Below are 15421 nucleotides of genomic sequence, written 5' to 3'. Positions count from 1 at the left end.
CATTTCATTATAACATAATTGCTTTCCCTTTCAAGCATTTCGATATATTTCTAGTTATCCTCAATGATACTAGAATACAAGGCTTCGCAACGTTCAATATCTTCTATGTACTCATTCAAATCTAATTGCTTCCCTTGCTCATCCAACTTTATGTTTAAATAATTTGCACCAATTGCTTTTAAGGCCAGCGCGATATGTTCCGCTTCCTCTTTAACAGGGAGCATCGGGTATTTGACATACATGTAATGATATAACAATTTCACTAACAAATCATATAAAGTTGGGTTTTTTTGTTCAAGCTCATTTATAATCGAATTGATTCGTTTCACTGAAGCATGGTTCCAAATGGCTTCTATCTCTAAAGGGTGTACTTGTATGCTTCTCCCCCATTTTTTTATATGGACAAGCTGATTATAATCTATTTCTTGTAACCAAATTAACATAGCTGTTTTTACAACAGGGTGTATGTCTTCTTTTACTAATAAATGTAACATTTTACGATTAGGTTCGCTTTTCATTGCACGTAATTTTTCGATGATTAACCATTGTTTTTGATAATCACGTGTAGTAATAGCGTCCTCCCATTCTTCCATAAACACAGATTGGCGATCTACTAACATGTCTACTTTTAATTTACGACTCATTTCGTATAACTGATGAAATTGTTCTTTTAACACTTCTGGTACTTGATGGAATTTAAACTCTTCTTCCACCTGCTCCATTAACATCTCATATTGATTTGTTTGAAACAAAATGGTTAAATAAATATGTAGGTAATGGTAATAGTGTTCATCCTGTCGCTGTAACACATCTTCACAAATATCCTGAGCTTCCTTATGCCGACCTAATTCAATTAGACAGATTAGCTTTCCGCTTACAATTTCAAAACTATTGACTTGATAGTTTAATAATTCATCGAGCTTTTCTAATGCCTCTGCAAATCTTTTTTCTTTTAAGGCAAGTAAGCTCTCCTCCTCTAAAGCCGTTCTCCATTTTGGGAACAATATAATATTTTCGCGTTGCTTCATTCTCTCCCTCCTTCCTGCTAATTTTGTTCAAAAAGGAGGTTCAAATCCATACCATAGAGTGTAGTAATTTGGTTTATCAACCAGCTTCTTGAACTTTACTTTAACTATAACATACTAAACATTCTTTCCCGGAGCAATGAATTTTGAAACCTTTTTCTTATCATTTCTGTATAATTTATTATAAAAATAACTTTATTTATTACTATATACGTAGAGGTGAAAATCATGCAAGAACCATTACATCGGATTTACCAAATTATCAAACTTGGAGAAAATCTAAAAACAGAGTTACGTCACAGTTGGCTATCCAACGGAAGAAGAGAAAGCGTCGCAGAGCATACATGGAGAATGTCACTAATGGCCGTATTATTACAACCTTATTTAAATAAGAAAGTAGACATGGAAAAATTATTAAAAATGATTATCATTCACGATCTAGTAGAAGCTGAAGCGAAAGATATTCCTGTTTTTGAAATCATGGGCAATGAAGAAGCGAAGCAGCAAAAACAAATGAATGAATTAAAAGCGATAACAAATATAAAAAATACTTTACCAGAGGAAGTCGGCGGAAGTCTATACAATATGTGGGTGGAATTTGAAGCCAAACAAACATATGAAGCAAAAGTCGCAAACGCTTTGGATAAACTCGAGGTGCAAATCCAACATAATGAAGCCGATATTAGTACTTGGAAGCCGATAGAATATGAGTTATGCTTGCAACTTGGCGACCATACAGATTTTAGTGCTATTTTAAATCAATTAAAGAATATAGTTGAACAGGAAGCGAAAGAAAAAATCGAGCAATCTGAAAAGCAGACAGTGACTGATTGAGTCCGTACTATAAATAGCAAGGAAGGAAGGACGCTACCCCTATGTATCCATTTTCGAGCACAGGTTTTTATGGGGCATACATATTCATGAAACTTTCAATGGAACAATTAACTGAGATTGCTCAAGTAGTTCAAAGTTAAGAAATTGCAATAGAAGGATTTCCTCAAATGACGAGGAGTGGAATGAAATGACGAATAAATGAAAAAGCCACATTGAGATCTTAATAAATGAAGTAAGTGGTTCACACTTTTAAAAAATATATAAAAAAAGCAATCAACTCTGCAAACTAAAAACGGACAAGCCGAACATGGCTAATTCCTTTTTTCTAAATGTATTCGCCAAAGGAAAAGCGTTTGGAATTCAACCTATGAAGAATAATTTTCCAAACGCCGGCGGATTAAAAATTACGAAGTGATAAAGACACACAACGGCGAAAATATTTTTTCTGAATATAATAACTTTAAGAGAATACATAAAAACCATTGACTTTCCCAGAATAAATTTATATAATGAATCTTGTCGTTAAAAACATCATATTATTAAAAACTCTATTTGCGGGTGTAGTTTAATGGTAAAACCTCAGCCTTCCAAGCTGATGACGAGGGTTCGATTCCCTTCACCCGCTCCATACATATCTTGTCCCAGTAGCTCAGCTGGATAGAGCAACAGCCTTCTAAGCTGTGGGTCGCAGGTTCGAATCCTGCCTGGGACGTATTTAAAAACCCTTATGAACATTACGTTTTTGAGGGTTTTTTGTTTGTGCTATAGGTAATTCACGTTTTTTTAATGTCCTTGTCCTATCACATGTAGTGTAAAAAGACTCACCACAACACGTGGTGAGTCTTTTTACACTTTACAGCTATAATGTTGCTACATAACGCAATGCTTCTAATTCAGCTCCGTCTACCGAATAAAAACGCACGGTTATCTCTTCTTTAACTTGCCATTCCATGATCGCATAGGTCTTCTCTTTGCGAACACGTGGCAAGCGTATACTACCAGGATTAAGTAGCAGTTGGTTTCCTTTTTGTTCCACGCCAGCAATATGTGTATGACCAAAACAAATCACTTGTGCTCCAAGTTCTTCTGCACGATAAGCCACATGTAATAAATTACTCTTTACTTGATGCAGATGACCATGAACAATGAGAAATTTCACTCCACTAACTTGGATTGTTTGTTCCTCTGGATAGCGCGTATCAATATCACAATTTCCCATTACAGAATAAAATCCAGCCATTTCCTTGTCGTCCATACCTAATTCCGAATCTCCACAGTGAATCAGAGCATCTACACGGTGTCGTTGTTTAATTATTTCCAGCTCTTTCGTTAATCCGTGACTATCACTCACAATCAGCACTTTTGTCATAAGAACCATCCTATCTATCTAAAAGTATATCTTGTTTGTTTAAACTGGCTTCTAGTTCTTTCAAAGCATTTCGTCTGTGACTAATGGCATTTTTTTCTTCTGGGGATAACTGAGCCATTGTTTGTTGAAAGCCTTTTGGAATAAAAATAGGATCATATCCAAAACCGTTCTTTCCAATTGGTGAATGAGCAATTCTGCCGTGACAATATCCAATATAATATGTAGTAACTGAACCAGGTACAGCAACCGCAAGTACACAGATAAAATGTGCTGTTCTTTTCGTTTCCGGTACGTTATGTAATTCGGTGAGCACCTTATCGATGTTGGCCTGATCACTTTTATCCTCTCCAGCATATCGCGCGGAGTACACCCCAGGTTTCCCATCTAATGCATCAATCATTAAGCCAGAATCATCAGCGATGACAGGGAGCGATAACATAGAAGCGATTTGTTCTGCTTTTAATGCTGCATTTTCTTTAAATGTTGACCCTGTTTCTTCAACATCTGGTATACCGTCTAATTCATTTAAGGATATAGCGTCAAGCTCATATGCAGCAAATAGTTCTTTAAACTCTTTCGCTTTCCCTTTATTCTTTGTAGCAATAATTATTTTTTTCATTTTGTTATTCTTCTCCTTGCGCACTTGTAGCCTTAACAATCTTTTCAGCAATGGAACCTAATGCTTCCCGCTGCTTTTCAAATAGTGTTAACAACCCTTCTTCAGCAAGCTGGAGCATCGTTTGCAATTGTTTACTTGAAAAAGTCGCTTCTTCCCCTGTACCTTGTATTTCAACAAACTCACCTGAACCTGTCATTACGATATTCATATCAACATGTGCACTGGAATCTTCTTGATAATTCAAATCTAGAATTTCGTTTCCATCTGGTAATACGCCAACCGAAGTTGCTGCCAACAAATCTGTAACAGGCATTTTAGAAATAACTTTATTTTTCACTAACTTATTAAATGCTAATGCAACAGCAACAAACGCGCCTGTAATCGAAGCTGTCCGCGTGCCGCCGTCAGCTTGAATGACATCACAATCTACCCAAACCGTTCGTTCGCCTATGTTATCTAAATCGACGACGGATCGAAGGGATCGTCCAATTAATCGTTGAATTTCCATCGTTCTTCCACTTACTTTACCTTTAGAAGATTCACGTATATTTCTTTGCTCAGTAGCGCGAGGGAGCATTGCATATTCCGCTGTAATCCATCCCTTTCCTTGCCCACGCATAAATGGAGGAACTCTGTCTTCAATACTTGCATTACATATTACTTTTGTATTTCCTATCTGAATCAGCACAGAGCCTTCCGGATGCTGAAGAAAATCCGTAATAATTGTGATAGGTCGTAAACTACTTTCATTACGCTGATCGCTTCTCATGTAAAACTCCTCCTTATTTCAACACTAGCTTAACATATTTTCAAGCAAAAGGACTATTTAAATACATGGCAATTTCAATTACTATTCCTATCTTCCTTGTTATAAGAAACGCAATAACCATTTGTTACCAAATCTTATGCGAAAGACTTTTAAGCACATAAAAACGATAAAAAAACTTAACTTATCGCCTCGTTTTTATGGAGGAATCTGCCGTTTTTCTTATACTATAAGCCAAAAAACATAGCACAAATAAAAAGAGGCTAAATAGGCAGCCTCTCCCTCTACAGTTCTTCTGCTTCTGTAAATTGCTGTATAGTAACAGGTTCCGTATATGCTTTACCTTCTTCATTTACTATCTGTTCTATATTATCTATACTAACTTGCACGGATTCAATCCCTTCTACTCCCGTCATTGTCCGAACAATGCTTTCCATGACTTGATCAGATATGACTGCCTTATCTTCCTCTTTTAAAACTTCCTGATTAAATTGCAAATGCAATGTCCCTCCCTTTATTGAAGGAGGTTTTGTTAGAGTCGTTTTCGGATTAAACACTTGCATCACATTCTGCTCCACTCCTGGCCCATCTATTAATGCATTTACAATGGCCATCAACTCGTCATCCTCTTTCTCTTGATCTACATATTGGGTGACAGGAATATAATAAGCATTATCATTATGTTCGGCAGGGTAGAACATCGTTACGGTTTTACTATCCACGAGATCACTTGCACCGGTATCACTAATATTTATACCATCAGCGCGTGAAAAGCCATTTCCTATCGGCGTACCATCAACAGGCATTTCCGTTATGGCGTTACCTTCCATCTGCAACTGCACCTGTTCCACATTGTCAAATTGCGTTAAAGAATACGTAACAGCTTCTAGTATTTTTCGTTCATTTTCGGCTTCATAATTAGCAAACTCTTTTGATAGATTAACAATGATCGTACCGTCTTCTTGAAGATTAACCCCTAAAACTTCCGTGCCTGCAGGTATGACTCCCTGAAATCCATTTGGCAACACTTGAGATACCGGACCATCTTTTACTAAATATTCCATTACTTGCTTGGCAACAGTATGCGATTCTGTCGTTGGCATTTCTATCGTTTGTGAAGCTACCATGCCATTAGCATCTAATAAATATAAGTCACGCGCAACGGTACTCGCTTGCGTCTCATCATCCGTTTCTCCTTCACCACCTTGCGTTTCCCCTTGATTATTAACGGGTTCTGCATTTTGTGGGGCATCCATTTCCTCATTTAAAGACTGTTCTCCTTGAAAACACCCACTTAAAATGATGGAAAGTATCATTACCCACGCGATAAGCATGACGCGTTTTTGCATTTTTTCCCCTCCTACCATAGTTTGTACTAAGATATATACGAGCATAGGAAGCGAAATAGACCAAGCTATATAAAAAAATGCAAGATTCTTATTTAGAATCTTGCATTTGATGTAACACAGCTTTTTCTATGGTTATCATTTGTAAATTTTGTTCTTTAAAAATTCGCTTAGAGATTTGCATGAACATATTTAAATCACCAGTCGTATAAAATTGATGGATGGGAGTTATTCCATTATGATTTAACAAATGTTGCATTTCTAATATAGTACTCGTTTCTCTGGCTGTTTCTTCACTAGAAGATATTAATGTTACATCTTCCCCCACTACTGATTGGATAGTGGATTTAAGGAGAGGATAATGGGTACATCCTAAAATAAGTGTATCCATTTGTGTTTGCTCCACCATCGGTCGCAATGCTTCTTCAACAACTTGTATTGCTTTTGAGCCTTCCATAACTCCTTGCTCTACCATGGGGACAAACATAGGACAAGCATTTGCATAGATGTCCAATTCACCTTTAATACTTTTAAGTGCATTCGTATAAGCTTCACTTCTGATAGTTCCGTCAGTTCCAATGACGCCTATACTATTATTTTTTGTAAATTTAATTGCCGCTCTAGCACCTGGTTGAATAACTCCTATAACAGGTATGGCTAAATGTTTCTTTAAAGAATCTAATGTAAAAGCTGTCGCAGTATTGCACGCAACGACTAACATTTTAATATCTCTAGCTAACAAAAAGTCAACCATTTCCCATGTGAATTGCTGCACTTCTTCTTTTGATCTTGGTCCATAAGGACAGCGCGCTGTATCACCAACGTAAATTAATTTCTCTTTAGGGAGCTGTCGCATTAATTCATAAGCTACTGTCAACCCACCAACTCCTGAGTCAATAACGCCTATCGCTTGTTTCACTATATCGCCTCAACTTAAACTTTATTTCTGTTCTTTTTCTTTCATTTGCTCATGCAAATATGCAAGCAATTCATGCAATTGATCGATTTGATCTTCTGAGAATTCCTCCAAAACTTGGCCTAAATATTCTTGCCGTTTTTCTACAACCTCATGAATAATCGTTTTTCCTCTCTCCAATACATGGATACGTACTACTCTTCGATCTTTAGCATCACGAACTCTTTCAACAAGCCCGCTCTTTTCCATCCTATCCACTAAATCAGTAGTAGTACTAAAGGCTAGACTAATACGATTAGACAGTTCCCCAATTGTTAAATCTCCTTCTTCCAAAAGCCATTGTAATGCAATAAACTGTGGAGAGGTGATTGGATAATTGTGCAGGATTTTTCGACCATTTTTCTTAATGATTCCAGATATATAACGCATTCGCTTCTCAATCCGGTTTATCGTTTCTTCAGTTTCATACGATTTCAACGACCGTTACCTCCTACTCCCCTATGTATCATATCTATTTTACATAATGAAACGCCTTTACGTAAAGCAATCATCTTTGACAAGTATAATTTTATTATCCTATGTGTACATCCACATTTTGCTTCAAATAAAGAAACACATTTTGTTTCACGTTGTAACCGCATAAAAACTATCATTAAAAAATCGCTTGAAAAAAATGGTTAAAAGATGCATGAGCTAAAATTTTATTTTTGTTAAGACAACCTTAAAGACACACCCCAGTTACAAAAAAACAACACCGACATCCATTGACGATTCACTTTATATAAAGAACTTTTTTCATTATACAATTAAAATGGAAAGCTTGCATCCGCTATTTCTTTTACTATCTAGCAGACATTGCGGTGTTAGTGAAGCTTTCTATCTAATATCTTTTCGTTTCCCCTGTTCAGACCATTCATGTATTTACCTCCATTAGATGTTTGATTATAGCTCTATCCTACACCTAGATGTATTACTTGAATGTAAGCTCCCTTACAATGCAGCATCTTTTTTATCCAAAGTTGTTGGCGCTCATTTTTAAAAATACTTAGTAAGTTCATCCACAGCTGCTAAAATTTATAAATTCCTAGACCAAAAGTAAAAAAACCTGTCATATGGCTCTTTTACATACGACAGGTTCATTCATCATACTTGTTTCCTCACCGCATAAATTGCATAATTAAAATAGCAATTGCTGTAACTAAAAGCCCGAGGTTTCCTGGGCAAATAGAAAAAAGCGATTTTCTATTCTGCTTTTCATAAGGAACGGAGCAACTATTGCATGTCCATTTTTGTTTGCATAATTTTTTTAACATATTTAGCTTTTTAAGGCTTCTTGAACTTTATCTGGATCAAAGCCAATGATCCACTTTCCGTTCATTTTCGTTTGCGGTACACCCATTTGTCCAGTTGTTTCCACTAAACGTTGCCCTGCCTCACGATCTGTTTGTACATTTATCGTCTTATAAGGAACGTTATTTTCCTTTAAATAATTTGTCATCATTGTACAATATGGACATGTCGATGTAACATATACTTCTGCTGTAGCTTTCATTATAAAATTCTCCTTTCATTCATTTTAATTATCTTCATTTTATACCCCCGCATGTATATAGTCAACAAAGTTGCTTCGGGTTGTTTTTCTATATTACATAAAATTTTTGTTCCAAAAAATTTACTTTCCCGTCATTTTTATTTAACAAATAATCTGTAAACTAATTTATGAAAGGCGGAAAAAATACAGTACGATGTTACATTCATAAAACTATACGCATTGGGACAATACATACATCACATTGTATTTAAAAAATCCAACGATTAAAAGTTCAAGTTCAATGTGGTAAGTTACTGATTTTAAATATTGGTCTACCTTGAGCTTGAGTCTGCACGCTAACTTAAAGGGGGAATGATGATGACAAATAAGCCATTTAAAGACGAAAATAACATGAATAAAAGAATGGATCGCCGAACTTTTTTAACACAATCTTCCAAGGTTACCGGAACAGTTGTCGGATTAACGTTATTAGGATCATTTGGTGCCATTCCTGTTAGCGCTGTATCAAAATCACCTGTGAAACACGCAAAAGGAAGAAAAGCTGATTTAGTTTTTCCAGTCATTAGCGATGTTCATATCAAATATAATGATGAAGCTAATATGAACAAATTTACAACTACTTTAAATCAACTGAACCAAGTAGTTCCTCAACAGGATGCGTTAGTCGTGATTGGCGACCTTACAGAGTATGGTTACGAAACGGAATATGATATATTCATGGAGGTTTATGAAAAAAATAAGAATCCAGATGCAACCCCCATGTTTGCAATTGGAAATCACGATTATTGGAATGGTTTATCCCCAATAGATTCACAAAAACGTTTTTGTCAAAAAACCGGGATGAAATCTCATTACTATCATCAAATAATTAAAGGCTACCATTTTATCATCCTTGGGACTGAAGACGGAAAGACAGAAGGAACATTTTCCACTAATCAAATAAAATGGCTAGAGAACAAATTACTGATTGCAAGTAATGACGACTGGAAAAAACCTATATTTGTTTTCCATCATCAACCTATTAAAGAAACAGTCTATGGAAGTGAATGGGGGTTTTCTGAAAATAGAGACCTTTTTTATAATACATTAAAGAAATTCCCACAAGTCATTACATTTTCTGGTCATACCCATTACCCGCTAGACGATCCGAAAATTATTCATCAGAAAGATTTTACAACCATCGGTACTTCTACAGGTGCTTATGCATGGCTTGAAGGAGGAAGAATACAAGGTGCAGTTCCTGATGGTGCAAACATGATAAACCAAGCTCTTATTGTTGAAGTGTACAATAACAAATTGATCATTAAACGCCGTGACATCCATAATAATGATTGGTCTGGCGAAGAATTTGAAATTAATTACCCGATAAACAAACGAAATTTCAAGTACACGGAAAACCGTGACAAAAAACCACCTTACTTCACTAAGGATGCAATGGTTTCTATCCTAAATGAAGCAACCACAGCTTCTAGTTTAACCATATTGCTAACACAAGCTGAAGATGACCTTTTAGTACATGATTACGAACTAAAATTAAAAAATATACAAACTGGAAAAATCGAAAAAGAATACCTAGCTTTTTCAGAATTTTATAAAGACCCAATGCCAAATCCTCTTCGTTTAAGTATTGATCGCTTACAAGCAAATACTACTTACGACATAGAAATTCACGCTTTAGATGCATTTGGAAATAAAAGCAAAAAAGCTTTAAAACTAATTGGAAGAACACAAAATAATTAACCGTCTTTTTCTCACTATAGAAAAGTATAAAAGTTTACAGGTCAATAATATTAGAATAACTATGTCTTCCACCGCAAAAATTTCAAATAGATGAAATAAGGAATTATATGTTACAAAGTGCTGGCATCCCTGAATTGATATGTATACTATTTATTGCATTAATTGTAGTCGGATCATCCAAATTACCTGAATTAGGTAAAGTTGTTGGTATAATGTTAAAAGAATTTAAAAAGTCAACAAGGGAATTAGTTTCTGAAGATGAAGCAAAAGAAGATAAAAATGATTAACTGTCCATTTAGCACGTTGTCTGAACCCCTTTCAATCTTTATGACAGGGGGTTTTTTAATCCAGTATTTTTTTTATTTCTCCAAGATTTTTCCCGCGAATCACTTGATTGAATTAACGAAATATTACTATTTAAGTTACATTTCCAATTCTCATTGACTAGTTTGTGAAAGCTTACTATAATCAATACCATTGTATTGTTAAATACCTTAAGTCATCCTTGTCAATTCAAACACATTTTGCAGTTCGGGAGGTTATTATATGAAAGCTATTATAAAGGATATTCTCCTTATTACTATTGGTTCATTTCTCATCGCAGCCTCTGTTGAATTTTTTGTTATTCCTAATAAACTTGGCGATGGTAGTACTATTGGAATGTCTTTAATTTTATATTATTTATTTGAAGTTCCTGCTAGTATTAGTTCTTTAATCATAAATTTAATTTTCATTGCAATTGCCTATAAGTTTTTAATGAAAAAGACAATCGTTTATACTGTCATTGGTGCATTTATGACATCTGTAGGACTAAGTGTTATGAATCTCATACCTTTTGCAGTTGACGACATGATTTTAGGAGTAATTTTCGGAGCACTATTAATGGGGGCAGGTTTAGCACTAATTTTCATTGCTGATGCATCAAACGGGGGCACAACTCTACTCGCATATTTATTGAATTATACGAAGGGGTATAGTTTTTCCAAAAGCCTCTTTTATATGGATAGTTTGATCATTGTAGGATCCATTGTAGCAATTGGAGTGTATCATACATTGTATAGTTTTATTTTTGTCTATTTATGTACAAAAATAGCTAACCAATTTATTGAAGGTTTTCATAACAAAAAAGCAATGACAATCATGTCGGAACAATATGAGGAAATCTCAAAGCGTATTACGCACAAATTCGGCAACGCCGCTACCATCTTTTATGGATATGGTTACTATGTTAATGAAGATAAGCGAATTATCTATATTGTAATCAAAAAAAATGAATTGTTAAAAATAAAAAAAGAAGTGCAATTATTAGATCCTCAATCTTTTATTGTCATTCATGAAGTAAAAGAGGTTGTTGGCGGGAAATTTGGTTTTGTTTAGAAGCCTTGGTTTATATATACTACAGTTAGCATAAAATAATAGAACTACAATTATTTACTTGAGGTAGAGAATTTTTCACAAATAGATGGTAATTAGCACCATTACCCCATGACGATATGCTATAGATAAAAACAAACACTTGCTTTTCTTTCGGGTAAAACGAAAAAGCAAGTGTTTGCCCTTACGCGGGTAAAATGATGTAGGGTAAAAACAAGATCTTCTACTCTTTATCTAACCAATCCATACATCGATCTGCTAACGCTTGAATTTCATTTAATAATAAGCTAGCATGGTAGCCATCACAAACTGCATGATGAACTTGTACAGATAAAGGAATAAAAACAGATTCTGCTTCTTTAAAATACTTCCCCCATGTAATGATAGGCAATAAAAAATCGCCTTCGTTATTAATATTTAAATTAAATCCTGTAAAACTCGTCCATGGAATAATAGATATTGGATGAATATTCGTAGGCGGATTTCCCTTTGCTTGCAAAGTAAGATGATCACCATAGTCTACACTATCTTGCATAAAACGGTTGTAAAACTCCACGAATATATTAGAAAAGTTCGTCCAAACATTAGAGAATAGTTCTTCTTCCTTATGAAAAATACTGTAACTTGGATGAAGCACCTCCCAATAACCAAGTTCCCCTTTATCATTATAAGACATTCTAAATTCAGAATGTTGATTTACAACTTTTGATCCCATATATACTAATGCTGGGTAAAGCTTCATTTTTCTTTCTCTCGTCTGCTTTAGCAATTCTGTAATATTTATATTCGCAGTCATACTAAAAGTACAACGCAATTGAGAAAAATGGTTAAAATATGCTTCTCTTTTCCATTCCTTTCGATTAACTATATGAAACATTAACTTACCTCCAGTATTATATTACCACATAAATTATTAGTGGTTTCGAAAGCATAAGCTTACCTTTTTGTAAGGAAACAGAAACAAAAATAGAACTACCTCTCATTATATAGAGATAGTTCTATGGTATAAAGTATAGTCTTAATGCACTATAGATTTATTTCTTTCATTATAGATAGTATAAGGCTTTTTGATTTATAGTAAAAGACAATTTTTTCTAAGCATTAAAGGCTTCTAACATCCAAATATGTTTTTCTAAAGATGCTTTTATCCCAATAAATAAGTCGCTTGTTGGTTGATCTTCTGTTTCTTCTGCAACTTCAATAATTTCATTCGACTCATTTACAATTTGTTGAAAATCAAGTATCAACTGGGCAACCATTTCATGATCAGATTCATTTCCAGTTGCTTCCTTAATTGTAGCTGTTTCGAGATAAGCTTTTAATGATGATAGTGGTTTCCCTTTAATGGTTAACACGCGTTCTGCGATTTCATCAATGTAACTTGCTGCTTCATCATAGTACTCTTCAAACTTTTCATGTAATGTAAAGAAATTAACCCCGTTCACATACCAATGATAATGGTGTAACTTTGTGTAAAGAACATTCCAGTTGGCTAATTGTTTGTTTAATGCGTCTACTAATTGTTGATTCATTTAATATCTCTCCTTCTGTCTTTGTTCAATTTGTATTATACACTTTTTCATTATTTTTATCAAATAATATTATCATTTAATAACTATTATAATTTAATGGCAGTATATTCTTTTTTACAGTTTTCCCAACGAAGTCTTGTTCTATTACTATCCTTTTTCTGGATATTTTTTCTGCGCACCTACCCATTGCTCCCCGTTTTCCCAGATCTCTTTTTTCCAAATGGGAACAACTTGTTTAATGCGTTCAATAGCATATTCATTTGCTTCATACGCAGCTTTTCGATGCGGTGAAGAAACAGCAATTAAAACAGCAATATCTGAAATGTGTAACTCCCCAATTCGGTGAACAATTGTTACTCTGATATCGGGCCATTTCTCTTCCATTTCTGCTCCAACTTCTGCTAATTTTTTTTCTGCCATAGGAATATAAGCTTGATATGATAAATAAAGGGTTCGAACACCATGTGTCCATTCTCTAACATTCCCTGTGAATACTGTAACTGCTCCAGCATGGGGGTGAAGCACATAATCCATGTAAGGTTTAACTTCAATAGGTTCTGATACAATAGCAAACGGCTTTAACATGATGCTCTTCCTCCACACCATTCCCATAACCACTTATCTAATGCAGACACGTTCTCTCGTGATCTAATTTGGGGGAAAGAAATAGATTTATTTTCTACACCTACCACTAATACGATATTATTCAATCGGTTTAATTCATCCCATTCTACTTCATTTCTCACTAACACAACTTTTGATCCAGCCTCTTCTTTAAACCCTTCTATAAGTAATATATCGGGTTGATCCATGGAAGCTAGTTTTTTTAAGCGTTCAAAACTTGGAGTTTCATTTAACATTATTTGTACCGTACCACCGCCAGACACAATGGACAAATCAGCACCACTTCGAAAAAATTGCATGGAGTCAGTATTTTCATCTGGCATTTTCAAACTTCCATGCTTTCCATGATGGCCATGTTGTTTTATAACCGAAACAGAAAATCCTTTCGTTTTTAGAAATTGTACCCAGCGAGAAACTAAGGTAGTTTTTCCGCTATTTTTAAAACCTACTATATGCAAAATTTTCATAAACGCCACACAGCCTCCCCTTGTTCCATGCCTAAAAGCAAAATATCGACCCGCATTCCTTTTTCATATCCACTAGAACCGCTAGGCAAAACAATCAAACAATTTCCGCGTGCTATGGAAGATACTGCATTCGATTTATTGAAACCGGCTGGCTTAGCTACTACACCTTGTTCCGTCATCTCCCACACTCCACGAATAAATCGAGTAAATGGATTTTTCTTGATATAGTCCTCTCCTAATTGAGCTTCTATAGAGGGCAAATACGGCTCGTTACTACCCATCATTGTTAAAATAGCTGGTCTAGTAAACAATTCAAACCCTGTAAAACAAGCAGAAGGGTTTCCCGATAAACCAAACAAAAGCTTATCGCCTTTAGTTGCAACGGTTGTAACACTTCCAGGACGCATCATTATTTTATCAAACAACACTTCTGCGCCTAATCGATCGTAAATCGCCGGTAAATAATCATAATCACCAACAGATACCCCACCAGTTGTAATAAGTATATCTGTTTCTTGTAAAGCTTGTGCCATTACTTCGGTACATTTTTGTAAATTATCTGACATAACACCATAATAATGACTTTCAATTCCTAATCTATGTAGTTGTGCTTGAATCATTGGCCCGTTAGAGTTTCGTATTTTTCCAAGCTGTAATTGCTCTGTTACATCCAACAATTCTGTTCCCGTTGCAAGCAATCCTACAACTGGCTTTGTAGATACATCCACTTCTGCATAGCCAAAGGTCGCAAGCAAAGCAATTGTACCTGGGTGAATTTTCGTACCAGACTTTATAAGCACTTCCCCTCTTTCAGCATCTTCTCCTTTAAACGAGACGTGATCGCCAGCTTGAAGTGGCTCTTGTAATATAAATCCGTCTATCATCTTCGTCGTCTTTTCTAACATAACAATAGCATCTGCTTGTTCTGGTAAGATGGCGCCCGTCATAATTCGATATGCTTCGTGCTTACCAACGGGTACATTTGGCACTGTCCCAGCTCCAATTTCTCCGATAACTCGAAAAGAAATGGGATGGTGAACTGACGCACCTTTCGTATCTTTTGATCGGATAGCATACCCGTCGTATGCAGAACGATTAAAAGGTGGCACAGCATGACTCGCAACAATGGGTTCCCTTAGAATTCGACCATTCGCTTTACTTAAGTTTGTTTTTTCTATTGGTAACAGTTTAATTTGATCCATTACATACTGTATTGCTTGTGAAACGGGTATTGGGCTTCTTCTCTCTATCACTAGT

Annotated in this window: 17 protein-coding genes and 2 tRNA genes; 6 read left to right on the top strand and 13 right to left on the bottom strand. The window is 35.3% G+C overall.

All coding sequences use genetic code 11. The annotated features are described in order from the left end of the window. Positions 1-50: 50 nt before the first annotated feature. Entirely contained in the window at positions 51-1028 is a 978-nt protein-coding gene (locus D9780_RS06120; RefSeq protein WP_073004704.1) for a tetratricopeptide repeat protein, read from the bottom strand. Positions 1029-1253: 225 nt separating this feature from the next. Here D9780_RS06120 and D9780_RS06115 point away from each other — a divergent pair, with 225 nt between their 5' ends. The 3 genes from D9780_RS06115 to D9780_RS06105 all read left to right on the top strand — a co-directional run bounded on the left by D9780_RS06115 (position 1254) and on the right by D9780_RS06105 (position 2571). After that, a complete protein-coding gene (locus D9780_RS06115) occupies positions 1254-1859 on the top strand; it encodes an HD domain-containing protein (RefSeq protein WP_116278424.1) in 606 nt (201 codons plus the stop codon). Positions 1860-2413: 554 nt separating this feature from the next. After that, positions 2414-2487 (top strand) — tRNA-Gly (locus D9780_RS06110). Between the two features lie 10 nt (positions 2488-2497). Next, positions 2498-2571: transfer RNA gene (locus D9780_RS06105), tRNA-Arg, on the top strand. 147 nt (positions 2572-2718) lie between these two features. Here the strand turns inward: D9780_RS06105 and D9780_RS06100 are convergent. The 7 genes from D9780_RS06100 to D9780_RS06070 form a co-directional block, all read right to left on the bottom strand. Continuing rightward, on the bottom strand, positions 2719-3228 hold the full coding sequence (locus D9780_RS06100) for a metallophosphoesterase family protein (protein WP_073004708.1): 510 nt from the start codon (positions 3226-3228) through the stop codon (positions 2719-2721). A 10-nt stretch (positions 3229-3238) separates the two neighbouring features. Next, positions 3239-3847: an XTP/dITP diphosphatase gene (locus D9780_RS06095; protein ID WP_121639618.1), complete on the bottom strand. Its 609-nt coding sequence runs from the start codon at positions 3845-3847 to the stop codon at positions 3239-3241. A 4-nt stretch (positions 3848-3851) separates the two neighbouring features. Continuing rightward, on the bottom strand, positions 3852-4616 hold the full coding sequence (gene rph, locus D9780_RS06090) for a ribonuclease PH (RefSeq protein WP_073004712.1): 765 nt from the start codon (positions 4614-4616) through the stop codon (positions 3852-3854). A gap of 281 nt (positions 4617-4897) precedes the next feature. Continuing rightward, positions 4898-5962: a GerMN domain-containing protein gene (locus D9780_RS06085; RefSeq protein ID WP_121639617.1), complete on the bottom strand. Its 1065-nt coding sequence runs from the start codon at positions 5960-5962 to the stop codon at positions 4898-4900. 88 nt (positions 5963-6050) lie between these two features. Further along, positions 6051-6878, bottom strand: coding sequence for a glutamate racemase (racE, locus tag D9780_RS06080; RefSeq protein WP_073004716.1), 828 nt, complete (start codon positions 6876-6878; stop codon positions 6051-6053). A gap of 21 nt (positions 6879-6899) precedes the next feature. Further along, positions 6900-7304, bottom strand: a complete 405-nt coding sequence (locus tag D9780_RS06075; RefSeq protein ID WP_116278433.1) for a MarR family winged helix-turn-helix transcriptional regulator — start codon at positions 7302-7304, stop codon at positions 6900-6902. Between the two features lie 886 nt (positions 7305-8190). After that, positions 8191-8427 carry a glutaredoxin family protein gene (locus D9780_RS06070; RefSeq protein WP_073004720.1) on the bottom strand — a complete coding sequence of 79 codons (237 nt, stop codon included), beginning with the start codon at positions 8425-8427 and terminating at the stop codon, positions 8191-8193. Positions 8428-8778: 351 nt separating this feature from the next. Here D9780_RS06070 and D9780_RS06065 point away from each other — a divergent pair, with 351 nt between their 5' ends. The 3 genes from D9780_RS06065 to D9780_RS06055 all read left to right on the top strand — a co-directional run bounded on the left by D9780_RS06065 (position 8779) and on the right by D9780_RS06055 (position 11544). Continuing rightward, positions 8779-10167 carry a metallophosphoesterase family protein gene (locus D9780_RS06065; protein ID WP_240458789.1) on the top strand — a complete coding sequence of 463 codons (1389 nt, stop codon included), beginning with the start codon at positions 8779-8781 and terminating at the stop codon, positions 10165-10167. A gap of 107 nt (positions 10168-10274) precedes the next feature. Next, entirely contained in the window at positions 10275-10454 is a 180-nt protein-coding gene (locus tag D9780_RS06060; protein WP_121639615.1) for a twin-arginine translocase TatA/TatE family subunit, read from the top strand. A gap of 259 nt (positions 10455-10713) precedes the next feature. Beyond that, positions 10714-11544: a YitT family protein gene (locus D9780_RS06055; RefSeq protein WP_121639614.1), complete on the top strand. Its 831-nt coding sequence runs from the start codon at positions 10714-10716 to the stop codon at positions 11542-11544. 220 nt (positions 11545-11764) lie between these two features. Here the strand turns inward: D9780_RS06055 and catA are convergent, their stop codons facing one another. The 5 genes from catA to glp form a co-directional block, all read right to left on the bottom strand. Further along, entirely contained in the window at positions 11765-12418 is a 654-nt protein-coding gene (gene catA / locus D9780_RS06050; protein WP_116278429.1) for a type A chloramphenicol O-acetyltransferase, read from the bottom strand. Positions 12419-12635: 217 nt separating this feature from the next. Further along, positions 12636-13073, bottom strand: a complete 438-nt coding sequence (locus D9780_RS06045; RefSeq protein ID WP_073004731.1) for a Dps family protein — start codon at positions 13071-13073, stop codon at positions 12636-12638. A 147-nt stretch (positions 13074-13220) separates the two neighbouring features. Next, the gene (locus D9780_RS06040; protein ID WP_121639613.1) at positions 13221-13658 is read right to left on the bottom strand and encodes a molybdenum cofactor biosynthesis protein MoaE; all 438 of its coding nucleotides are present in this window, start codon (positions 13656-13658) and stop codon (positions 13221-13223) included. Further along, a complete protein-coding gene (mobB, locus tag D9780_RS06035) occupies positions 13652-14164 on the bottom strand; it encodes a molybdopterin-guanine dinucleotide biosynthesis protein B (protein WP_121639612.1) in 513 nt (170 codons plus the stop codon). Before mobB ends, D9780_RS06040 begins: the two co-directional genes overlap by 7 nt. Continuing rightward, a complete protein-coding gene (glp, locus tag D9780_RS06030) occupies positions 14161-15417 on the bottom strand; it encodes a molybdopterin molybdotransferase MoeA (protein WP_121639611.1) in 1257 nt (418 codons plus the stop codon). The genes mobB and glp overlap by 4 nt, the downstream gene beginning before the upstream one ends. Positions 15418-15421 lie beyond the last annotated feature (4 nt).

The sequence above is a fragment of the Virgibacillus sp. Bac330 genome, assembly GCF_003667845.1.
In the GTDB taxonomy this organism is placed as follows: Bacteria; Bacillota; Bacilli; order Bacillales; family Amphibacillaceae; genus Virgibacillus; species Virgibacillus chiguensis.
This window is presented reverse-complemented; position numbering and strand designations above follow the sequence as displayed.